This is a genomic window from Marinicella pacifica, assembly GCF_014636635.1.
GTDB lineage: Bacteria > Pseudomonadota > Gammaproteobacteria > Xanthomonadales > Marinicellaceae > Marinicella > Marinicella pacifica.
In genome coordinates, this window is the sequence record NZ_BMEO01000001.1 from 98,131 (window position 1) to 121,865 (window position 23,735).

The following is a 23,735-nucleotide window of genomic DNA, read 5'->3' on the forward strand; positions in this document are numbered from 1 at the left end:
GGATTTGACTAATTTTCTAATACCGTTATTCAAAACCATCTTTAAAAATGACATCATTTTCATCGATAAAGATGGCGTAAATATTTTTGTCACGATTCATGGTCAATTGGCAAGGATTGCTGTTATCAGTGCATTGCCCCCGACTACTTTGCCACTTATCGAACAAGAAACCCGAGTCAGGACTGGCGATTAAATTCAACTCAGTTCCCAGGGGATAATGAAACGAACAGTTACTGAAACAGCTGATGCCTAAGCTGCCATTGACAATCCCCATCCCGGTAACGGTTATATTGAGCTCAACATTGGGGCCGCCTTGTTGGTAAAGAAAAGCTTCTGTGTGATTGGGATGGGCATCAACACCGGTTAAATCGCCACCACCGTTAAATGCCAAACCGAGCAAAGGTGGTGTGCTTAATAAGTCTTCAACCACATCACCGTTGGTGAATACATTGTCTGATTGCTGGTTACTGGTGTTTTTAGAAATCAGCACAGTGGTACTGAGGTCGCGATCATACAAGTAGATATCATTATAATTATCGTTATCTTCAGCCAGAACTGCCGAGGCGGTGGTATAAGCAATGTATCGCCCTGAAGTCGATGTGCTGTTATCTGATGCAGAAGATGAGATGGGGTCGCCATTACTGTCTTGTGAAACCAATTCGAGCCATTGGGTGTCACGATCGTAAGCCAATACCTGCGTATGGCCGACGCTATTGGTGTAGTCGTCATTGGTTAAGTTACTGGCTAAAGTTGTAAATGACACCACAGATCCATCGTAGCTGATGGCCGGTGAAATGGAAAAACTATTGGCCTCTTCTAAAGTAGGTCTTTGGCTGACTCGAAACACCGAACCACCGGGCCAGGAACGCATGAATATATCGTAAGTTGAGTTGGTATCTGCAGCTACTAAATCACTGGCTCGTGAAACAAAAACAATCCATTGATCACTGCTTGATCCGCTGATTTGTGCATAATAAGAATCACCGTTACCAGCGATGCCTGTTGGGTTGGTGCTGACCAATGACAGGCTGTTGTTACTCGGGTCAAATAAATATATATCGTCAGAGTCGTTGTTGTCATTGGCTGTTAAGCTGTAGTTGCTGCTGAATACCACCATGCCGGCATCGTTGACGCTGGGATTGGAACCCGTTGCGATTTGGGTATATTGTTGGTTATTGCGGTTGTATAAAAACACATGATGTTCACCCAGATCAACCGTACCGTTGGGCTGAAAAAAGTTCGAAGTAAAAGTGATGAACTCACCCGATGGCGATATGCTGTAGGGTATTTGAGATAAATTTTTACCAATTTTAAGGTGCTGGTCACTGTTTCTGTCCAATAAGAACAAATCCAAATTTGAATCATTGTCCACTTGGGTGGTTAGATTTCGGGTTGCGGATGAATAGATAACCGATTGTTGGTCAGCGCTTATTTTAGGCTGATGGACATTGGTGGTTATTGTATTGGGGTTGAAAACAACCGGATTGAGGTGTTGGATTTGTTGGTTGGTAAAGTCGTATTCAAACAACGTAGCGCGATAACTGTAATTTGGGCTGTTGGTTAAATCTGCACTGGATCTCAGCAACAGTTTTTGACCATTGGCTGATAAATCCTGTGACTGGTTATTGGGTGTTAGTATAGAGCTGGTATTCACCGGGGTAGTGATTAACCGACTGATTTGCGCGCTACCGACTTCATACGTGTACACATCCTGTATACCATTGGTGTCACCGGGCAAAAGGGCGCTTGTATCGGAAAAAATCACGCGCGTACCATCGGCACTGATTATCACTGAATTGACATTCGGGTCGGTTATTTCTTGGCCATTCTCATCTAAGTTAAGACGAATGTTCTGACTGCCATTGAACAAAAACAAATCACTTTGACCGTTGTTGTCATTACTCACCAAATCAGTTTGTCTGCTTACATGAGCCACCTGACCCTGGTTACTGACTGAAATTGAGGAAGGACCTCTAGACTGGACGTCGGTTGTGACTTGGCCGTTGGGTTTTACTGTGAACACCTGAAGTGTGCCACTGACATTGTCATATAAATAACCATTGTTGCCAACCACCGTATCGGCGGTTAAATTAGTGGCTCGACTCGCGAATGCAATGTATCTGTTATTGGCTGAAACTGAAAAACTATTGATGGAATAATTGACACCAGCAGTGTTATCAAATGATTTACTGAGTAAAGTATATTGGTTGGTGCTTAAGTTTTTTCGATACAAATTTTGTCTGGAATCAGTGTGCAGAGGGTCTAAATTTTCTGAAGTGGTGAAGGTTAACGAACCGGCATCATCTGCAAGGTGTACCGAGCCAGACACATTAAAGGCGCCAGCCACACTGTCAAAACTGGCAACCTCCAGAGCTCCGGTATTTAAGTTTTTAAGGTACATCGGTCTTGTATAAAGTCCACCACCCGGAGGCTCCACAAGTGCAGTAAACGCCACCCACTGTCCATCTGATGTTGGTTTGGAAAATTCTAAAATTGTAAAGTAATCTGCCGGAATCTCGCCAGTGGCGGTTTTTGTGGCTCTGCGGGTGGTGTTGTTCAAGCTGTCATAAACAAACAAATCAATTATTTGGTTGTTATCCCCGGCAACGATGTTAGATGCGGCGCTGACAAAAGCGATAAAGCGACCATTGGCAGAGGTTTTTGCGGAATAGACGTCACCATTTAGCTCTGCGCCCAATTGGCCGTTGGGTTGACTGAGCCAATGTAAGGCTTGAGCGTTAACTTGTTTGTGGCTGATTATCATCAAAAACAACATTATAATAAATTTGTAAGGCATAATTCTCTCCTGATTGGTTGAGTGCAGGCCCTAGTAAAATTGTTCTTTAGGGCTTACAGTATGTTCAGAAGTTTAGTGAATTGATTCTTTTAGGGCTTGAAAATGGTCTGAAAATGTTCTGAATTTTTCCTTAATAACCCTGTTAAGACCTCACAATCAGAAGATTTTTTGTCAGTTGATACTTCCGTGTTTTATGCATTAACCGACTGGATGATGGTTGCGTCATTGGCTGGTCCCTGAGATGAGGTTATCCATCAACCTATATTTTAAGACAATTCAATCATTTATTATGGTTTCCGGGGACACCTACACTATCAACCAAAATATTTGCAAATTTAAGCAAGACCGATTAATTTATAATCAAAGAGACCTTTGCTCGATTCTGGGCAATTGAGAAAAGGGATTAAAAATGTGGCAATCAAGGCGGAAAATGCAGTCCAATACGCCGTTATTGGCAAGTTTTTCAACGCAGAGTGGCACATTTTTAAACTTTTTATCTTTGTTCACGAATCGAGCAAAGGTCTCTCAAATTAAATCTACAATAAAAATGAGGGTTTCAAAACTATTTGCACTGTTAGGTCCGGGTATTGTCTGGGCGGCCACCAGTATTGGTGTTTCACATATTGTCCAGGCGACGCGGGCGGGCGCTGATTTTGGTTTTGCCTTACTCGGTTTTATCTTGCTGGCTCATGTTACAAAATACCCGTTCTTTCTGTTTGGCCCGAAATATGCCGCCTTAACGGGAAACAGTCTATTGGATGGGTATAAAAATATCGGACAATGGGCCTTTTATTTGTTTTTACTGCTGACTTTCATCACCATGTTTTTCATTCAATCCGGGGTGACTATTGTGACCGCGGCCTTGGCCATGAATTTATTTGGTGATGTCTTGTCATTATCGCAATGGGCTGCTTTGATTCTGACAATTGTGTGTGCGGTTTTAATCATTGGCCATTACAGGGCGTTGAGCACTTTACTTAAATGGATGATGTTCTTGTTAGCGGTCTTAAGTGTCATTGCCTGGTTCGCAGCGGTTCATCGACTGGGATTTACACCATCGGGTAAAGCACCTGTTATTTCCTTAACATCTGCTGCCAGCATCGCTTTTATTGTGGCTCTGATTGGTTGGATGCCAACGTCCATTGAGATTTCCGTCTGGCATTCTATTTGGACCACATTACGAATTGATAAGCCGGGTCATGAAGCCGCCAAAAATGCCGCAACTGATTTCAATATCGGTTATTGTGTGAGTTTTATTCTGGCTGTTATTTTTCTCTGGCTGGGCGCCCTACTGATGTTTGGTCAAGGCCAGGGCTTTGCCCAATCAGCGGCGGATTTTGCGGGGCAGCTGGTCGGTCTTTACAGCCTGGCTTTGGGTGACTGGAGTTGGCTGTTAATGGCCATCGTGACTTTTCTGGCCTTGTTTTCCACGACTTTTGCGGTGTCCGATGGTTTTCCCCGGGTTTGGAAGCGAGCCAGGCGACTTATAAGCCGGCAAAATAACGCGATAGCAGATGCCAAAGCCAATAAAACTTATCTCATCACCTTAATTATTTTGGCTGTCGGCAGTTGGTGGATTATTCGTTTTTTTACCGCTGATATTAAAGCGTTGCTTGATTTTGTCACCACCGTGTCTTTTGTCAGTGCGCCTTTATACGCCTGGTTAAACTATAAAGTGATCACGGGTGCTGATGTCCCGGACGACCAAAAACCACGAGGCTGGTTTAAACTCTATACCCTGCTATGTCTGTTGATGTTAACCCTGTTCAGTTTGTTCTTTTTAGGCTGGCGATTTTTGTAATCATTCTACGTAAATGGCCTTAATTTCTTTGCAATTAACAAACGAGCAACGCATTAAACGCAATGGTTTTTTACTGTTTATTGGTACTTGTTTAATCTACGCATTAAGTTTAGGCCATCAATTTGCTTTGGATGATGCTGTGGTGTTAACCGGAAATCGATTTGTACAGCAGATGGATTTCTGGTCCATCTTAACGCAAGACACTTTCGCCGGTTTTTTTCAGAGCGAAAATACCAGTCAGTTTGTTCATGGAGGACGGTATCGGCCTCTGACCTTAATGCTGTTTGCAATTATTTGGTCAGTTACCCAATCCCCCTGGGTATTTCATTTGCTCAATGTGCTGGCATTTGCCGCAACGGTGGTAACAATCTACAAAATCACTGTTCAATTATGCAATAAAAAATTTAAACCAAATCAACATCAACGATTGGCCTTCTATACAGCCGTATTATTTGCCGTGCACCCCATTCACACTGAAGTCGTGAATAACATAAAAGGTCTGGATGATATTTTGTCACTGTTATTGGCATTAATTGCTTGGCTTTTTGTATTGAAATCTTCACCAACTTCTTCAATAAACTATTTCATTTCAATATTTTTTTTCATGTTTTTGGCTCTCATGGCCAAAGAATCTGCCATCTTAATCGTTCCCTTATCAGGATTAAGTTTATGGTTTTTTCAAAACAAGAAACAATGGACTGCTTTTAAACAAATTTTACCCATGATTGTGGCCGTTGCACTATATCTTTTGATTCGTGGCGTGATTACTCAATCATCATCGGACATTCAAACTTTACCTGAGTTGATGAATAATCCGTTTTTACAATGGCATCAAGGCAGCTGGCAACCTTTATCTACCTCTGACAAATATGGAACCATACTACACTCGTTGGGCCTGTATTTATATAAAGTCTTTTTACCCATTCAGCTAACCCATGACTATTATCCTCATGCGATTCCAGTGACCGGTTTTTGTCAATGGCAATCTTTATTACCATTGTTTCTTTATTTGGCATTAGTGACTTACACATTGTGGGGTTTATACAAGCGACAACTGCCTGCTTTTGCCTGGACTGTTTATGGCATTTCACTGGCTCTGTTCTCCAATATACCATTCACAATCGGCACACTGATGGCAGAACGTTTTTTGTACATTCCTTCTTTAGGGATTTGTTTATTAATGGCCTGGGCTTATGTTGTTCTAAGCAAAAAAACACAAGCAAACCAAGCTGTTAGGACTGTTGTCAGCGCTGTTGCTGTGTTGGTTATACTAGCGGCAAGTTGGCAAACGCTGCAGCGATCGCGCGTCTGGCATGACAATTTAACCCTGTTTGAGGCTGATATCGTCAAATCCAGCAATTCCGCCAAATTAAACAACGCACTGGCCGGAGCGCTGATTGCACAATCTCAATCAACAAGAACTAAAAATCCTGAAAAGGCAATACAACAACTTGAACGTGCCCTCATTTACCTTAATCGAGCCATTCGCATACACCCCACTTATGCACAAGCGTATTTATTAAAAGGCAACGCATTACATTATCTTGGTCAAACCAATGACGCCATTGACGCCTATCTTCACGCCCTCAAATTAAAGCCGAACTTTACCGCAGCCAGAGATAATCTATCCCGTGTACAAGCCCATCGTAAACTCGCAAAAACCCAAAAACAACTTCAGGAAATAACCCAACAAGCCATTACACTCAGTCAACAAGGCAATTACTCACAAGCCATTGAGATGTTTACAGCCATACTGAATACACACACATCTGCGCAATACTTTTTTTTCCGGGGTGTGGCCTATGGTCAATCAGGACAACCCAAACTGGCTTTAAATGATTTCAAACAAGCAGAAATCCTGACTGACCCTCAAGACTCAGAGAATTTAATGCGCCTATGGCAGGCGATGAAGTCTGCCAGTTTGGAAACCGGCAACAATCAACAAGCCGATATATATCAGTCAAAAATAGACAATTTATTGTCAGCTCGCTCACAATAAGTCAATTGCATTGACAATAACCCGATCTTTTTTTCAACTTTATACTTCTGTTTAATTGACTCAATAATAAAACCCTGATAATTTAACCAACAATAAAAATTTGGGAATACTATTTTGAAAAAAAGTTACTTGCTGGCGGTTACTTTATTAACAGCCTCAATGGCCTCGGCCAATAACACGCCTCATGACTTGTCATCCGGCCCATTCTTACAAGATTGGTCTAATCCCAGTTTGATTACCAGCAACGATGATTGGTCGGGAGTTCCAAGTATCGAAGGCTTTCAGGGTGGTGGCTTAGTCAGCGGTAATAATGTTGATCCACAAACGGTATTAACCGCCGATGATCCCGGCACCTTCGACGTATTTGCCAATGAAACCAATCCAGACACCTTAAATTCAGGTGGTGTTGCTGAATTTGACACCCTGGCCAACCCGGTGGTCGCTTTTCAAGGATCGGGCACGGCAGATGCGCCGTATTTACAAATATATTTAAACACCACTGGACGACAAGATATTCGCGTTCAATATTTATTGCGTGACGTTGATGGATCAAACAACGATTCAGTTCAGCAGGTGGGTCTGCACTACCGTGTGGGCTCTTCCGGTACTTGGACCAATTTACCCGGTGGTTATGTGGCAGACGCGTCCACCGGTCCGAATCTTTCTACGGCCACATTTCCAATTGATGTGACCTTACCGGTAGCGGCCAACAATCAGGCTGTAGTTCAACTGCGTGTTATGACCACCAATGCCTCAGGTTCTGATGAATTTATTGGTGTCGATGACATTAATATTTCCAGCAACCCAACAGCCACACCTGTAGTAGCCACTGCGGTGGTCGATAATAATGTCTCAATCAACGGCGGTAATGACGGCCAGGCCACTGCTTCCGGCTCAGGTGGTGTGCCACCTTATACTTATGCCTGGAGTGACGGACAAACCACAGCCACCGCAACCAACCTGATTGCCGGTGTCTATTCAGTCACTGTGACCGATAACAACGGCGGCAATGACGCGGCTTCGGTCACCATCACCGAACCCACTGCCGTGGTCGCAACCGCAGTGGTTGATAACAATGTCTCTGTTAATGGCGGCAATGACGGCCAGGCCACTGCTTCCGGCTCCGGCGGTGTGCCACCTTATACTTATGCCTGGAGTGACGGACAAACCACAGCCACCGCAACCAACCTCATTGCCGGTGTCTATTCAGTCACTGTGACCGATAACAATGGCGGCACTGACGCGACTTCGGTCACCATCACCGAACCAACACCATTAACAGCAACCATCACCAATGTGGTTGACGAGAGTGTCCCGGGTGCCGCGGACGGATCAGCCACAGTTTCTGCCAGTGGTGGTGTGCCACCCTACAGCTACCTTTGGAGTAACGGCGGAACAACCGCAACCATCAACGGATTAACCGCCGGTTCTTACACAGTGACTGTTACTGATGATAATGGCGCCACTGCTTCTCCTGCTGCTGCAGTGGTGGGTGTAACAGGTTCATTACCGCCCACGGCTGTTCCATCTAACGCCACATGGTCGCTGATCTTTCTTTCCATAATGATTGTTTTATTAACTCTAAGAAGACGTTTTAGTCACTAAAACGTTTTCTTAAATGAAAAAAGCCACAACCCTTAACCGATTGTGGCTTTTTTGTATCCAAGTCATAATCGTACCATTAACTAACCGGATACCATACTTATCAACCCAAATTAATGACTATTCAACTTCAGACAGCATCTCCAACTCCGCTTCTGTATAAGTTGTGCCTTTATACTTTGGACTTTGAACAATTTCCGCAAGACCTTGCAACGTTTTATACATGGACCTTTTAATCATGGCGTGATTAATTGATTTAAAAGGCAATCTGGGATCAATATAAACTTCATAAGTCACCTCGGTTTCTCTCTGACCGACCGCTTTTAAAGTCCATGTCATTTCGACATCATGAATGCGCACTGCCTGATTACTTTCTGGTGCGTAATCCGGTCGCGACTGAAATGAAATGGTGAATACCCGTTCTTTGGGTTCATAGACCACATGGGCTTGTTGATAAAAATCGCGGTGTTTAAACCACAAAGGCGCGTTAACGGTGGTGTGATAAATCCGGGTTTTTACATCGATCATCTCGACCATCTTATTTGAAACACAGTTATGCACCCATTCAGGGCAGGCTTTAGTGTCCTGTAAGGCCGCTAAAATAGTATCCGCCGGGTCATCAACTCGGGTTTGGGCTTTAAACCGTTTTAAATCCTGCCCCGGTTCCTCACGGGAAAAAACCTGGACACCCGCTTTATCTTCAATCAATGACCATACAGTGATCGCATCTGCCACAGCAATGAAGCAGATTAACAGCAGTGATACGTGTCTATAACGCGGCATCACTTTAAAAATGAATTAACTGAAAAAACCGGAGATAATTTCAGCAATACCTTCGAAAATCACGGCAATCCCTTCAAACACAGCCTCAAAAAGACCGGTTATGATGTCCATAAAACCTTCACCACTTAACACCACCGGTGTCGCAAGTCCTACAGCAGAGGTAACCACCATAGCCAAAGCAGCCATATGTACACCAGACACCAGTATATAAATTAAAGAACCCAGTAATACACTGGCACAGAGGGTATTCAGGGCTTTAATTTTCGGAGATCGGTCTGCGTTCTTTTTCATTGTTTTTTTTAAATCAAGTGATGAATTATTCAGTATACCTGATTATTGAGGCCAATGAGAATCACCATCACAAACAATCTGTATAGAAGGATCAAAAACAGAGAATCAAGCCAGCCAGGGTAAGCACCTAAGCCACTTTCCCTGGTATTCTAAACATCAATCAAAGCCATTTTTAAATATCAAGTCAGAATCATACCGCTCAAGCCCACCTAAATCATAGCTGCCGTAAACATTGGTTTTGCTGCTTTCAACAGGTCTCGGCAGACCATTGGCAGAAAAGTTTGAATCCAGGCCTAAAAAGCTACCGTCACAATAATCCACCATGGCTGTGTTATCAACAAGCCGGTAATCACCCCCGGCCCGGTTCACAAAAGTCACCGCTGTTGTGGTTGAACGCGGCTCACCAATTAAATCTCCTGTCGAGTTCACTTCATTGCGGTTGCAATCGCCATTAGGTAAGACACCGAATGTTGTGAGTTCTGCCGATTCAACCGTACTACCGGCCTGATCAAAAATAGATCCTGAAATATTGACTACATGAGGGTCAGTTGACGTTGTCGGATAGGCCAATTCAATCACCCGTGCCATGTCCTCATTATCCACAAAAGTCGAAAAAGCGATATCTGCCGAAGTCTCATCAAGATAAACCACCTGGGGGGCATCTGAGTTACCCGAAAAGATATTACCCACGAGGGTCATCGGTGTATTAAATCCATCCATCGGCATAAAACGAGCACGGATGGCACTGCCGTAATTAGCGCTGTTATTTTCGATATAAGTTCCGGTGATTTCCAGGGTGCCGCCAAAGGTGGCGATGGCACCGCCGCCTGAAAAACTGGCACTGGTTCCGGTGGCTGAATTGCCGCTGATTTGCGAACAACGCACTTCTGAATGACACTGAGCACCGGGCTTGACCCGATGAATCATCACATGCGCATTATTGGCACGAATGCCGCCACCGGTCGATGTCGCAGTATTGTTGCTAATCACAGCGTCCTGAAGCAATAACAGAGAGCCGCTACTCACACCAATCCCACCACCATTGCTGGCTGTGTTTGATACCACCATTGCGGCCTCTTTATCAAAATTGTTACTTTGGATCCTAACCAAAGCATTATTTGAACCATAGATACCGCCACCAAATGAAGCCGCATCATTTAGCAGAACACCTTGAAACAAACCACCTTCGTACAGTGAAAACTGACACCCATTGGTGACAAAAACAGCGCCACCATTTTGACTGGCCTGATTAAAAGCCAATTGTGTATCCCATACAAACACACCCGTGAGCGCGTCATTGCCAAGACCATCACAGGCAATGGCACCACCATTATCAGCCGAATTATTGGATAAAATTGAATTCCCTCTGATATTAATATTTGGACCAATGGCTGATGCATTGGTTGACGCTTTGGCGTAAATGGCACCGCCATCCTGATTACTAATATTATCGTGCATATATACATTCCATAAACTCACATACCAGCTTCCGGTTAACGAAATTCCCCCTCCGCCGGTGTTTGAATTGCCACCACTAATTTCCAAATTCCATAAGTATAAATTTGTTCTGCCGGCACTACCGACACCAATGGCTTCTGATAGCACAAATATAGGTCCGGTAAAGCCACTGCCATCTATCACTGTTCTGCCATCCAATGAGGTGTCAGAACAATTATCGTACCCGCCATAAATTGAGGTGGAGCGGTCATCCAAAATCTGTATCGATGACATTGTGTGGTTTTTGGCCACTCTGATAACCAATTCATCAGCAATCGGCGCATTAAAACTGGCTGCTGTTATTGTCGAATAATCACAGGCACCATCAGAACCCACTGTCACTGTGACTGATTGTGAATGTACAACCGTATTTACAAGTAACAATAAAAATATGATTAAAACACGCATAAAATACTCCTTTTAAACGAAAAAACACATCGCGCCCATACAATTAATAGCTGTATTAAGTCCAACGCGTTGTATGGCTCTATAATTAATTCGTATTGAGTGGAAAATTCATGACATAAAAAATAAAATAAATTTAAAATTCTTACTATTCAGCGTGTTTTTCATATAAAAACCTTTTCTTTTTCACTTATATTGAGACTTAAAGATGAAATTTTCATTACTCATCATAACGATGCTTCTTATGAATACGGCAACCGCCAAGCAAAAATACTATAAATGGACTGATGAGAACGGCAGTATTCATTATTCCACCGAAAAACCTGAAAATAACCAAACAGAGGAATTAGACATCAGCACAAAACAACCCGACGTCCCGGTAGAACCGATACGAGCACATGCTGAATCTGAAACATCTGATGAGCCTGAAGAAAAAAGCTATTTAGAACAACGCCGTGAGAAAAAGCAGAAAGCCAAAAAACTGGCGCAAGAAAACCGGGAACGTTGCTTAGATGCCAAACACATCGTCAACAGATACCAACAACAAGTCCGCATGAGCCGCATTGACCGAGAAACCGGTGAAAAAATCTATTTAGATGACACCAAACGCGCAAGCATCATTAAAAGCGCCCAACAAGCTGTGAGAAAGTACTGCCGTTAAATAAGGTGTGTTCTTGGGACTTACGCTTTTCCGCTCCCAGCTCACGCAGTACACCTCCATCCCTGGAGTCGTCCTTGCTACGCAAAACCGCGTGACTTCATTTACCTGGCCTAACCGGCTCGGCGGGTCGTGCAGCTCAGCAGCACTCCTAAGGTGCCAATGCGAAGCAACGCACCGCCATACCGACGCAGATCGGTAACCAGCGTCTTTGAGTGCGAATCTTGAAAAACAAATAAACGGCTTCGTGCCCTCTGTGAAAACCACTGTGACCTTTGTGGTTATTGTTTGGCTTGGTTGATTTACTTAAGATCCTCGGGTCGGTGCCCGAGGAAGACGGTGGAGAGAACAAAATCTTATGAACTCATTGAGGCATTGGTTTACAATAACGCCATGCTTAAACTGATTGAGAAACACTGGCCGCAGGCCTTGCCTTACCTGCGCTTAATGCGCGCGGACCGGCCGATTGGCACCCTGTTGTTACTGTGGCCGGCCTGGTGGGCTTTATGGAGTGCCGCTGAAGGTATGCCGCCATTTTCTTTGTGGTTGATTTTTACCCTGGGTGTGTTTTTAATGCGCTCAGCAGGCTGTGTCATAAACGACATTGCTGATCGTAAGTACGACGGTCATGTCAGTCGCACCCGACAGCGGCCTTTGGCCATTAGCGAAGTCTCGGTGAAGCAGGCCTGGATACTGTTCTTTGTTCTACTCGCCCTTTCCGCTTCACTGCTGTTATTCCTTAATTTACTGACTTTTTATCTGGCGCTGGCAGCGGCCGTAATCGCCATGACCTATCCGCTGATGAAACGTTATACCTATTTACCGCAGGCTTATTTGGGCGTTGCGTTTTCTTTCCCCATTCCCATGGTCTATGCGCAAATGACCGGGACGGTGCCAAAAGCAGCCTGGTTATTATTCGTCGCGAATATCCTGTGGACCATCGCCTATGACACCATTTATGCCATGGTCGATCGCAAAGATGACTTAAAAATCGGCATTAAATCCACCGCCATTCTGTTCGGTGATTTAGACCGGGTAATTATCGGCATCATTCAATTATTCACGGTGTTCGCCTTTTACCTGTTTGGCCAACAAACCGACATGGGCGGACTGTACTATCTGGGGGTAATTATTATCGTCTGGTTATTCGCTTATCAACAATTATTAATCGCCGGACGTAATGAAGAACGCTGCTTTAAGGCCTTTTTGCATAATAATTGGGTTGGTATGACCTTATTTGCCGGAATTTTTGCTGATTTCCTCTTGAAATAAACCAAATCAAACCTACATAGCTTATGAGTTCGGTGGCCGAGGTCGGCATCGAACCATTTAACCGACTTGGCCAACAGGCAAGTCACTATTATAAATAACGTATTGCTTATTAGGAGAATATGCTATGAATTTTGATTTAACCCCTTTATTCCGTACTTCAATCGGTTTTGACCGTATGGCGCAACTTTTGGATCAGGCTAATCGCATTGACCAGACCCCAAGTTATCCGCCATACAACATTGAGCACCTGGATGAAAATAACTATCGCATTACATTGGCGCTGGCCGGTTTTAGCGAGCAGGATTTAGACATTACTTCAGAACAAAACACCCTGACTGTCAGCGGTAAGATTGAGACTGAAGAAGATGAGAAGAATAAAAACTTCATCCATCGTGGTATCGCCACACGGGCGTTTGAGCGTCGCTTCCAGTTGGCTGACCATGTGCGCGTGAAAGGCGCCAGCATGGATAACGGCTTACTGCACATCGAGCTTGAACGTGAAATTCCTGAAGCGATGAAACCACGTACCATAGAAATCAGTAATGGCCGTGGACGTCAAACCATTGAGCAAAAACCTGAAGCGGTGAAAGACGATAAAAAACAAATCGCCTAAACGAATTTAGGTTTAAGTAAAACTAAAAGCCCGGGTCGTGATCCGGGCTTTTTTGTGCGTTAGGTATTTTATTTTTGTGATATATTCACCAAAATGAAATATATTTTGACATAAAATACTTGCTCCCTACTTATAAAGAAGAGCAATGAAAAAACATACACGCATATTGACTGTTTTACTCAGTTTGTGGGCTTTAGCAGCCCACGCCAATTTATCTGATTTATTAATCTCTGAAATCGCCATTACACCCACAGAAGGTGAATTTATCGAGATTCATAACAAAGGTGGCAATGTTATTGATTTAACCGATGTTTACCTCACCGATGCCACTTATCCCGGTGGTGGTGGGACATATTATTACCAGTTGGTATCCGGTGGCGGCGGTGGCGGCGGTTTTGCGGATTTTTATGCACGTTTTCCGGCCGGTGCCAGTATTGCGCCCGGTGCTTATCAAACAATAGCACTGAATGGTGCGGTTGATTTTAATAATTTATACGGCGTTGACCCCACTTATGAGATTGCGAATACCAATGCAGTACCTGATATGTTAGAGGCGCGAATCGGTTCTATCGATGGCTTAAGTAGTGGCTTATCCGGTGGTGGCGAAGTGGTGGTTCTATTGCATTGGGATGGTCAAAGTGACCTGATGCAAGATTTAGACTATGTTCTGTGGGGTGATAAAAACGAAGCGGTCAGTAAAACCGGCATTTCGATTGACGGACCCGATGCCGATGGTACGCCAACAAGTTATTTAGATGATACCGACATAACCAGTCAAGCGGTGGTCAGCGCCAGTTCTCATGCCAGCGGCATGTCCTGGCAACGCAGTGATATGAACGAAGGCAATGAAACTAAAACCGGTGGAAACGGCATCAGCGGTCATGATGAGACCTCTGAGGACACCAATAACACTTTTTTTGAAGACACGCCAACACCCAATGCCGCCGCAGGCAATCCACCGGCACCACAAATTATCATCAATGAAGTCGATGCGGTGGGTTCAGCTGAATTTATTGAATTAACCGGTCCCGCCAATGTGAGCACCAGCGGCATTACTTTAGTGATGTACGATGGTGCTACAGATCAAATTTATGATGTCTATGACTTATCCGGTTATCAGCTATCCGCCGATGGCTATTTGTTAATTGGCGATGCCGGTTTATCCCCGGATATTGTCCTGCCTGCAGGCAGCTTACAAGACGGCCCTGATGCCGTGGCCATTTATTATGCCGATGCCAGTCAATTTACAATTGGCGATGGCATAACATCAACCGATATTATGGATGCCCTGGTTTATGATTCCGGCCAGGCTGATGATGCCGGTTTATTGGCACTCATAAATAACGGTGAACCTCAAATCAACGAAAACGAAAACGCCGATGCGACCAATCAAAGTATGGCGCGTTGTCCCAATGCGTCCGGCGGTTCATTAAACAGCAGTACCTATCAGGCAGTCGATCCAACACCGGGGTTATTAAACAACCTTTGCCCAATCGGTGATTATTACGCCACCGCAGATGATACCAATGCCACGACATTGCGTAATTCATTGCATGAAATTATCGACGACCACACCAGTTTTCCATATTCCAATGACGGAATTGATGACACATGGGAAGTCTTATCTTTCGCCGATGAAGACCCGACTGATCCGAGTAAAGTGTGGATGATTTATAAAAATAATTCATACACCTATAATGGTGGTGGACAACAGCCCTATAATCGCGAACACACCTGGCCGCAGTCTTACGGCTTTAGTTCCGGTGCATTGGGATCAGACAACACCGCCCGAACAGATGCCCATCACCTGATGATGTCAGATGTGGGTTATAACGGCAATCGTGGCAATCTATATTTTGATAACTGCGACAGTGGTTGTACCAATGACGTCACCACCGCCAATCATGGCCAGGGTGGTCCGGGCATCAACAATAAATACGACAGTAATTCCTATGAAGTCTGGGATTTCCGCAAAGGCGATATCGCCCGTGCCATGTTCTATATGGATGTGCGTTATGCAGGTGATGTCAGTGGCGAAGTGGATTTGCAACTCACAGATAACGCGGGGTTAATTCAAACCGGCGATCCCTATATGGGTCTACTGTCCACCCTGATTCAGTGGCACAACCAGGATCCGGTGGACAGTTATGAACTGGAACGCAACGAGCGGGTCTATTCCTACCAAGGTAACCGCAATCCATTTATTGACCACCCCGAATGGGTTGAATGTATCTTTATCAACGGCGGTCAATGTACCACTGTGGCAGATGATTTAATCTTTAAAAATGGTTTTGAATAAATCCTGCCTCCAGCCATGAATTAGGGGCATGGCTATTTGTGAAATACCACTCAGGGCGCTTATGCAGGCGCCCTTTTTCATGCCCTTTTCATCTGATTAAAGCTATAGTAAGGAAACTTTAATTGAGTCCTTTGGGTGTCACAAAACAGCCTGTTTATTTTTGATCGCAATTTAAGAATCAGTGATCATGCTTTGCTGCACCATGCCTGCACACGCAGTGAAGCCATTGCGTTTTTATACTGCCTGCCAAAACGCCTGTTCACTTCAGCCTGGCTCAAAAACAGTGCAATGGGCTCTCTGCGCTGGCAGTTTTTAATCGAATCGTTAGAGGATCTCAGGCGACAGCTTGCCGCCTATGGACATCAACTGTTGATTCAATCAGATTCTGTCCACCAGGTATTGCAGAAACTCATTCCTAAATATCGTATTGACACCCTCTACTTTGGAGAAACAGCCGGCTACGATGAACAGCAGGAACACCAACTGATTCAAAAACTAACGCCCGGTATAACCATGCACACACAATCCACTTTACCCCTGTTTAAGCCTGCTGATTTACCATTTAAAAGCAATGATTTACCGTCTCATTTCACACCATTCAGACGGCAGATTGAAAGCCAGTCTTTCGCACAGCCACTGGCAACCCCAACATGTTGGCCGAAGCCCATCACTGTGAAGCTTCAGGACAACGCCCGACTTTTTAGCTTAACCAACAAGCGCTTAAAAACACTCTTTAAGGGAGGAGAAGTGGCCGCTCAGGCACATTTAAATCACTACTTTTCAACTCAACTGCCCGGTAACTATAAACAGGTGCGCAACCGTCTGTACGGCTGGAAAAATTCAACCAAATTCTCACCGTGGCTGGCGCTTGGCTGTGTGTCACCCAATCAAATCATGGATCAATTACGCCGTTATGAGATTGCTCAAGGAAGCAATGAGTCCACCTATTGGATTTATTTTGAACTGTTGTGGCGAGATTTTTTTTACTACAATGCACGCAAACAAGGTGTTCGTTTATTTCACAGTACAAATACAACTCGGACCTCGCCCACTATGGATAAATCTATCTTCAACAAATGGTGTCGTGGTGAAACTCAATCACGCCTGGTCAATGCCTGCATGCAACAACTGAACCACTCAGGCTATATGAGTAACCGCGGACGACAAATTGCCGCCAGCTACTTAATCCACGATTTACGCCAGCCGTGGCAGTCCGGTGCCGCCTATTTTGAGCGCCATTTAATCGATTATGATGTTGCCTCAAACTGGGGCAACTGGCAGTATATCGCCGGTGTTGGTGCCGATCCACGGGGCGGCCGACACTTTAATGTTGAAAAACAACAAAAGATCCATGATCCTGACCACGTCTTTATCGATGATTGGTCACACAAAAAGCAAGCACCACCCCCGATAAGCTGGCATCACATTCTATCCCGGACAGATTTATGACGGCGACAGCGCTCACTGCAATAAACCACCCCATCCCAGCAGTTGCGCCATTTTTTTCGCCAGCTAAATCTGAGACCGCAGACCGGGCAGGTTTTTTCTGGCAGATGGGTTTTTTTGTGCATGATTGTTGTGTTTTTCTTACCAATTCATCATTGTATAGCAGAATATGCCTCCCGGCAGCCTGTTTGACAAAAATACGTTACACGCCTCACAACCTTTTATATAACCGCCATGAGACCCATATCTGAAAACCGTGATTTAACCCGGGGTGCCATTTATAAACATATGATACGCATCGGCATTCCTGCCGCCCTGGGCATGTTGTTTAACACCCTGTACAATTTAACGGATAACTGGTTTGCCGGACAAATTTCCGATGAGGCCCTTTCCGGGCTTTCCATTGCCAGTATTGTGTTTGCCGCATTTTTGGCCCTCGGCATGGGTTTACAAAGCGGTACCTCCGCCATGGTGGCGGCTGACCTGGGTACCCGACAACCTGAAAAAGTCCGCGACTGGATTAATTGCTCCCATGGGATCACCTGGTTTTTGTCGTTGCTGATTTTGGGGCTCGGATGGATATTCGCTCAGGACTTGCTACATTTTTTAAGCGGGGATAAAAGCATCATCGACAAAGCTTGGGATTACACCTCGGTCATACTCTTTGGTAATGTTTTTTTTAATCTCACCAGTGCCTTTGCCGGGGCACTGATTGCTCACGGCAACACCACTGCATACCGAAATGTACTGATTGCGGGATTTTTTGCAAATTGGTTGCTTAATCCGCTGTTTATTTATGTGTTCGATTTTGGTGTGGCGGGTTTAGCCTGGTCCACGGTATTGATTAAACTCGGTTCCGCGGCTTATCTGTGGAAAGAACTTAAGGCAGAAACCGAAGACCTGACGAAACCAAGTTATGATTTTAATCGCTGGAAACAATTACTGGCCCAAATCATGCCTGCCAGTATGAATATGCTCACCATTATCATCGGGGGTTACATAACCATTTATTTTATTTCACAGTTTGGCGATAACCCTGTGGCCGGTTATTCCGTTGGTATTCGTTTAGAACAACTCTTGCTGTTACCGGCCCTGGGTCTGAATGCTTCGGTGATGGCGCTGGTGGGTCAGAATTTTGGTGCCGGGCATTATGAACGGGTTATTGAAATTTATCACAAATCATTAAAACTGGCCTTACTGGTTTCGCTGTTTGCCATTCCGGTTATGTTATTTTTATCACCGCTCATGATGGATCAGTTCACCGATGATCCGGAAATCATTGCTGTGGGTGTTTATTATCTACGGGTGGATGCCTTTGCTTTTATCGGCTACACCGTGCTGTTTTGTTCTAACGCCTCTTTACAGGCCATCAAACAACCGATTTTTCCTCTGATCATCGGCCTGCTTCGACAAATTATTGTTCCCACCATGGTTTTTTATTTACTGATCAAGGTTATGAACCAGGGTTTACACAGTATTTTCTGGGCGATTGTCAGCATTGTACTGTTCAGTGCCGTGATGGCACTTGTTTACACCCAAGGGCGATTAAAACATTTATCCCGCCATAGGGGCTTATAATATCTGCTACAACCACTTCTTTACGCATAAATCAGGGGATTGTCTACTATTTTTTTCAGATTCTATAGCAGCCAAACCTTTATAAAGTTTCCTGTCTGATGGGCACAGGTTTAATGAAATCAACATCATCATTATATAGTTAATGTCTCTCATCAAAATAACACCCGGTCATAACCTGACTTATTCCGGGTGATTTTTTAAACCGGACTCAAGGCGCGGGCACCGAGCTCATAGACAACGACACAGAACAATGCTGTAAATCCGTGTTCACCGGAAAATTACCACTGTCAGTGAGCTCAATGGCATAAGAATATAATGCATTATTAACCTCAATGGCCGGTGTTATTGCGACAAACTGAGAATCAAGGCCCAGATAGCCGGATGACTGCACAGTGACTTCATTCACAAACAAACCAAAATGATCAAAGGTGTACAGACTCATCTCGACATATTCACTGCTGTTAACAACCTGATCAATGTACTCATAACGAATCCCCTGAATACGGTGATCATCGGGTAGCTGTAAAGGGATGACCAGTGAACCCGGGACAGACAAAGACCGGTAATAACAATTGCCCGTACCTTTTTGGAAAGCGGTCTGACTGTGACTCGGCACCACGCCTTCGGGCGTGTAGGTTAATAAATAGCGACCGTCCAGCGGATCACCATATGTTTTTGTGCCATCTGGGCTTTGTGCATGAACAGTCATGGCCATTATCCAGATGAGTGAAGAGATTAATTTTAATTGAATGGTATGCATTGTCATCTCCTGCTTTAGCGGTAAAAGTTATTAACAAAAATCACATCATCAGCCACATCCGGCGGCAGATAACCAATGCGATAACCGCATATTTTGATACTTGAACCTAATTGGCTCAGGGTCATGGTGACTTTTTGTTGCTGGTAACTAAAATAGGGCATATGAAAATCGATGTATTCCCCAATGGTCATTAAATTGTAGGCTAAAGTACCCGATGAGGCCTGGTTAGCAATATCCTGGCCATCCACTTGTAGGGTGTATCCGAACCAGCCGCTGCTCATGTCTTCACCCATCGCAGTGACAGAAATAATCCGCGAACCGTCCGGAATATCAATATTTTCCACCAATTCAAGTAATCCGCTGTTGCTGTATCGGCAGCCCGATAAATAATTACCTTGATAAGTATAACCGGGATCCGTCGGATACATGCCGGCAGCAGATGAACTGATATAGCGTATTGAAGTACCGCCAAAAGGCCTGTTTTCATCAATCATGGCTTTTTCTTCAGCACTTAGTTGCAAGCTGATTAAAATCATGACAATGAGTCGAACTGCTTGTTTAATGATAGTATTCATTTATTTCTCCTATGGACCCGGTTCCAAAACAACGCGGGCCTGACACATTTGTAAGTCATCATCCTGCGCCGTCGGATTGATGCGATAAAACTGCATCACATACTGATAGCGACTGTTATCGATGATGTGAGGCGTCAGCAATTCTTCATACTCACTGCTGTATCCAAAATACGACCCCTGTGACAGCACAGCGACAACATAGCTGCTACCGGCGATGGTACCATCGGAACGAATGATTTTTGCGGCGGTGTAACCAGCTGCATCACTGTCGTAAAAATCATAATTAAGCCCGATGATTTTATGACCATCCGGCATATGCAGGTTCACCACATAAGAAGCCGTCGCCTCTGAACCACTGTGATAAACACAACGTGTCGCCGGATCCAGACTGTGTTGATAACTGGACAACTCGGGAGAAGCGCCCAAAGCCCCCACCCTTAAATAATACCGGCCGTTATCAAAAGATTTTTCACCGGCATTAACAGAGGCGAACCACCCGGCAATCACCGTCAATCCCAGCATACACAATCGCGTATGTTTAATTTTCATGTTATTTTCTCCTATTGAGTATCTAAGTTAACGACATTAACGGTGGCGACAGGACAAATTTTTTAACACCTGCGATAATGGTTGTAAATTTGTTAACTTCATCACATAATTAATCTTGTTTCTGAGAATAAATAATAGCGGCTTCAATGGAAGTGACCACCATTTTAGTCACCACCAATAATGATAAAAACACACAAAGGTGGATAGCCGGATTGATTCATCAGTCCAAATGTTAAATAGAGAGGAGAAATTTCTAATATGAAAAAATTAGATTTTGGTGCGTGTTCACCAAAAATAATGTTAAGCAACGCAATCAAACAGTCTTTGGCCGCCATTACCCTGGCCGCCGTTTGTCAGACCGGTGTGGCTCAAGTCAGTGACAACGCTCATTCAGCCGTTTCACAGATTCAGGGCATTCATTCAAGCAAGCGTATTCCCAATCAATACATCGTGGTTCTGAAAAATGATGTGGTAACTGAATCTGCCGCTCGCCGGGTTGACAGAAACTTTACATTAGCCCAAGCCCGTGCCGCCGTGGTTCAGGACATGGGTGTGTCGCTGGCCACCCAGGCCAGAGGCTCTCTGAAACAAACCTACTCCTCGGCCATCCATGGATTTGTGGTTCAATCCGAATCCATCAACCATGTTGAAGCGCTGTTAAAAGACCCTCGGGTTGATTATATTGAAGCCGATCAGATTGTCAGTATTGGCGCCACGCAAAACAACGCCACCTGGGGCTTGGATCGTATTGATCAGGCCAACTTACCTTTGGATAATTCTTACAATTACGACTACGACGGTAGCGGTGTGAATGCCTACGTCATTGATACCGGCGTCAGAATTACCCACAATCAATTTGGTAACCGGGGACGATCCGGTTACACCGCCATTAACGATGGCAATGGCACCAATGATTGCCAGGGTCACGGCACCCATGTCGCCGGAACCATTGGCTCCACCACCTACGGTGTCGCCAAAGATGCCACTATTTATGCCGTCAGGGTGCTTGGCTGTGACGGCTCGGGTTCCAACTCTGGTGTCATCGGTGGTGTTGACTGGGTGGCGGCCAACCACATTAAACCCGCCGTGGCCAACATGAGCTTAGGCGGTGGCGCCAGCTCTGCTTTGGACAACGCAGTCAATTCAGCCGTTTCTCAAGGCATCACCATGGTGGTCGCCGCCGGTAATGACAACAGTAACGCCTGTTCTTACTCGCCGGCCAGAGCCGCCAGTGCCATAACCGTTGGTTCAACCACAAGTTCTGATTCCCGATCTTCATTCTCGAATTATGGCTCATGTTTAGATATTTATGCACCGGGTTCTTCCATTACATCCACTTGGTCAACCAGCAATTCAGCCACCAACACCATCAGTGGCACCTCCATGGCCTCACCGCATGTGGCGGGTGTGGCTGCCCTGTATTTGGACGAATTCCCCAATGCAACACCTTCACAGGTTGAGTCAGCGATTGAAAACGCGGCCATACCCAATAAAGTCACCGACGCACGATCCGGTTCGCCGAATTTACTGTTAAATAATTTCAGTGACACCGGTGGCGGCCCCGGACCCGGACCGATTGATGGCACCTTATCCAACGGTGTCGCAAAAACCGGTTTATCCGGCGCCTCAGGTTCACAAACCTTTTTCACCTTACAAGTACCCGCCGGCGCTTCTAACTTAAGCTTTGTCATGAGTGGTGGTTCCGGAGACGCTGACATGTATGTTAAATTTGGTAGCAAACCCACCACATCATCCTATGATTGTCGCCCATACCGCTCGGGTAACAACGAAACCTGTAACATCAGCAATGTTCAGGCCGGCACTTATCATGTGATGTTAAGAGGTTACAGTTCATATTCAAATGTCAGTCTGGTGGGAAGCTATACAGCCGGCGGTGGCGGTGGTAGCAACTTCTTCCAGAACACCTCCAATGTCACCATTTCATCCGGTGCCCCCAGCGTGGTTAACTCTTACATTAACGTGAGCCGCTCCGGTGGTATTGGCAGCATCACCGTCAAAGCAGACATTAAGCACACCTACCGTGGTGACTTGTCTGTGAAGATATTCACACCAACCGGTGCCAGCGGTACCGTTCACGCCAGAAACAACCCATCGGACAGCGGTGATAATTTACTCCTGAATGTAAATCTCAACGGCGGCACCCTCGAATCACAAGGCCAATGGCGCCTCGAAGTGACTGACCATGCCAATCAGGATGGTGGTTACATTGATTCATGGAGCATTCAATTTAACGACTAAATAATCGTTCATTGATGTCAGACTAAAGGGAGGCCATCGGCCTCCCTTTTTTATGACTGTTTATAAAGGTTAATTAATACCGAATGACACTCATTTAAGATTTATGCTTAAGGTTGATTAAAGTGCGTCCGGTTTTTGCACTGCAAAAAGAAACGCTTGCATTGTGCCGTAATGCGTAAATTTAAAGGCTTTAAATCGGCGGGATATTATGCGTATCATCCTTGATACCCACCCTCTTTCATAAGGGCTTGTATAAAACTTCATTCCAGATGAATTTTTCAGCTGTCGGAACAGTTAATCAGCCCAAAGAATATTCTGACAAAAAAACATCAGGAATGTTTTTCCACGTAGCCCCGAAGTGGTGAGGCTCAGGGATGTGCCGAATAAAATGTTCATGCCCTGAAAACCCACGATTCGTGGTGGCTTCTATCTGCGAACCCAAATGTGCCCACACCGTTGTGTATTCCTGATAAAAGGCCTAAATAACTCAATTCTCTGATTATTCTTGATTATTTTCTGATAATTTTGCGCTTAGAAAGCAAAACCAGCTT

18 protein-coding genes are annotated in these 23,735 nt (G+C 44.8%); 10 read left to right on the plus strand and 8 right to left on the minus strand.

The window, feature by feature from the left end:
• Positions 1–25: 25 nt before the first annotated feature.
• Positions 26–2,797 (minus strand): InlB B-repeat-containing protein, encoded by a 2,772-nt coding sequence (locus IEV16_RS00435; protein WP_188363693.1) that lies wholly within the window; start codon positions 2,795–2,797, stop codon positions 26–28.
• Positions 2,798–3,344: 547 nt separating this feature from the next.
• Here IEV16_RS00435 and IEV16_RS00440 point away from each other — a divergent pair.
• From IEV16_RS00440 to IEV16_RS00450, 3 genes are all read left to right on the plus strand, one after another.
• Positions 3,345–4,598 carry an NRAMP family divalent metal transporter gene (locus tag IEV16_RS00440; RefSeq protein WP_188363694.1) on the plus strand — a complete coding sequence of 418 codons (1,254 nt, stop codon included), beginning with the start codon at positions 3,345–3,347 and terminating at the stop codon, positions 4,596–4,598.
• A gap of 13 nt (positions 4,599–4,611) precedes the next feature.
• The gene (locus IEV16_RS00445; protein ID WP_188363695.1) at positions 4,612–6,597 is read left to right on the plus strand and encodes a tetratricopeptide repeat protein; all 1,986 of its coding nucleotides are present in this window, start codon (positions 4,612–4,614) and stop codon (positions 6,595–6,597) included.
• Positions 6,598–6,711: 114 nt separating this feature from the next.
• On the plus strand, positions 6,712–8,202 hold the full coding sequence (locus IEV16_RS00450) for a SprB repeat-containing protein (protein WP_188363696.1): 1,491 nt from the start codon (positions 6,712–6,714) through the stop codon (positions 8,200–8,202).
• A 117-nt stretch (positions 8,203–8,319) separates the two neighbouring features.
• Here the strand turns inward: IEV16_RS00450 and IEV16_RS00455 are convergent, their stop codons facing one another.
• The 3 genes from IEV16_RS00455 to IEV16_RS00465 form a co-directional block, all read right to left on the minus strand.
• Positions 8,320–8,934: an START domain-containing protein gene (locus IEV16_RS00455; protein ID WP_188363697.1), complete on the minus strand. Its 615-nt coding sequence runs from the start codon at positions 8,932–8,934 to the stop codon at positions 8,320–8,322.
• A 63-nt stretch (positions 8,935–8,997) separates the two neighbouring features.
• Complete coding sequence (locus IEV16_RS00460; protein ID WP_188363698.1) at positions 8,998–9,273, minus strand: hypothetical protein; 276 nt, start codon at positions 9,271–9,273, stop codon at positions 8,998–9,000.
• Between the two features lie 156 nt (positions 9,274–9,429).
• A complete protein-coding gene (locus IEV16_RS00465; protein WP_188363699.1) occupies positions 9,430–11,178 on the minus strand; it encodes a hypothetical protein in 1,749 nt (582 codons plus the stop codon).
• Positions 11,179–11,419: 241 nt separating this feature from the next.
• Between IEV16_RS00465 and IEV16_RS00470 the strand changes: the two genes are divergently transcribed.
• The 5 genes from IEV16_RS00470 to IEV16_RS00490 all read left to right on the plus strand — a co-directional run bounded on the left by IEV16_RS00470 (position 11,420) and on the right by IEV16_RS00490 (position 17,466).
• Positions 11,420–11,836, plus strand: coding sequence for a DUF4124 domain-containing protein (locus IEV16_RS00470; RefSeq protein WP_188363700.1), 417 nt, complete (start codon positions 11,420–11,422; stop codon positions 11,834–11,836).
• Between the two features lie 390 nt (positions 11,837–12,226).
• On the plus strand, positions 12,227–13,105 hold the full coding sequence (ubiA, locus tag IEV16_RS00475) for a 4-hydroxybenzoate octaprenyltransferase (RefSeq protein WP_188363998.1): 879 nt from the start codon (positions 12,227–12,229) through the stop codon (positions 13,103–13,105).
• 124 nt (positions 13,106–13,229) lie between these two features.
• Entirely contained in the window at positions 13,230–13,718 is a 489-nt protein-coding gene (locus tag IEV16_RS00480) for an Hsp20 family protein (RefSeq protein ID WP_188363701.1), read from the plus strand.
• Positions 13,719–13,863: 145 nt separating this feature from the next.
• Positions 13,864–16,017 (plus strand): endonuclease, encoded by a 2,154-nt coding sequence (locus tag IEV16_RS00485; RefSeq protein ID WP_188363702.1) that lies wholly within the window; start codon positions 13,864–13,866, stop codon positions 16,015–16,017.
• Between the two features lie 135 nt (positions 16,018–16,152).
• The gene (locus IEV16_RS00490) at positions 16,153–17,466 is read left to right on the plus strand and encodes a DASH family cryptochrome (RefSeq protein ID WP_188363703.1); all 1,314 of its coding nucleotides are present in this window, start codon (positions 16,153–16,155) and stop codon (positions 17,464–17,466) included.
• On the opposite strand, the gene IEV16_RS00495 is transcribed toward IEV16_RS00490, so the two are convergent.
• On the minus strand, positions 17,439–17,588 hold the full coding sequence (locus IEV16_RS00495; RefSeq protein WP_188363704.1) for a DUF2256 domain-containing protein: 150 nt from the start codon (positions 17,586–17,588) through the stop codon (positions 17,439–17,441). The two genes, IEV16_RS00490 and IEV16_RS00495, sit on opposite strands and share 28 nt — an antisense overlap.
• A gap of 109 nt (positions 17,589–17,697) precedes the next feature.
• On the opposite strand from IEV16_RS00495, the gene IEV16_RS00500 reads away from it, so the two are divergent.
• A complete protein-coding gene (locus tag IEV16_RS00500; protein ID WP_188363705.1) occupies positions 17,698–19,041 on the plus strand; it encodes an MATE family efflux transporter in 1,344 nt (447 codons plus the stop codon).
• Between the two features lie 208 nt (positions 19,042–19,249).
• Here IEV16_RS00500 and IEV16_RS00505 read toward each other — a convergent pair whose 3' ends face one another.
• The 3 genes from IEV16_RS00505 to IEV16_RS00515 are packed head-to-tail and all read right to left on the minus strand — an operon-like array spanning position 19,250 to position 20,925.
• Positions 19,250–19,801 carry a hypothetical protein gene (locus tag IEV16_RS00505; protein ID WP_188363706.1) on the minus strand — a complete coding sequence of 184 codons (552 nt, stop codon included), beginning with the start codon at positions 19,799–19,801 and terminating at the stop codon, positions 19,250–19,252.
• 14 nt (positions 19,802–19,815) lie between these two features.
• Positions 19,816–20,376: a hypothetical protein gene (locus IEV16_RS00510; RefSeq protein ID WP_188363707.1), complete on the minus strand. Its 561-nt coding sequence runs from the start codon at positions 20,374–20,376 to the stop codon at positions 19,816–19,818.
• Between the two features lie 9 nt (positions 20,377–20,385).
• Positions 20,386–20,925 carry a hypothetical protein gene (locus tag IEV16_RS00515; RefSeq protein WP_188363708.1) on the minus strand — a complete coding sequence of 180 codons (540 nt, stop codon included), beginning with the start codon at positions 20,923–20,925 and terminating at the stop codon, positions 20,386–20,388.
• 258 nt (positions 20,926–21,183) lie between these two features.
• On the opposite strand from IEV16_RS00515, the gene IEV16_RS13510 reads away from it, so the two are divergent.
• The gene (locus tag IEV16_RS13510) at positions 21,184–23,184 is read left to right on the plus strand and encodes a S8 family peptidase (protein ID WP_188363709.1); all 2,001 of its coding nucleotides are present in this window, start codon (positions 21,184–21,186) and stop codon (positions 23,182–23,184) included.
• Positions 23,185–23,735: the final 551 nt, after the last annotated feature.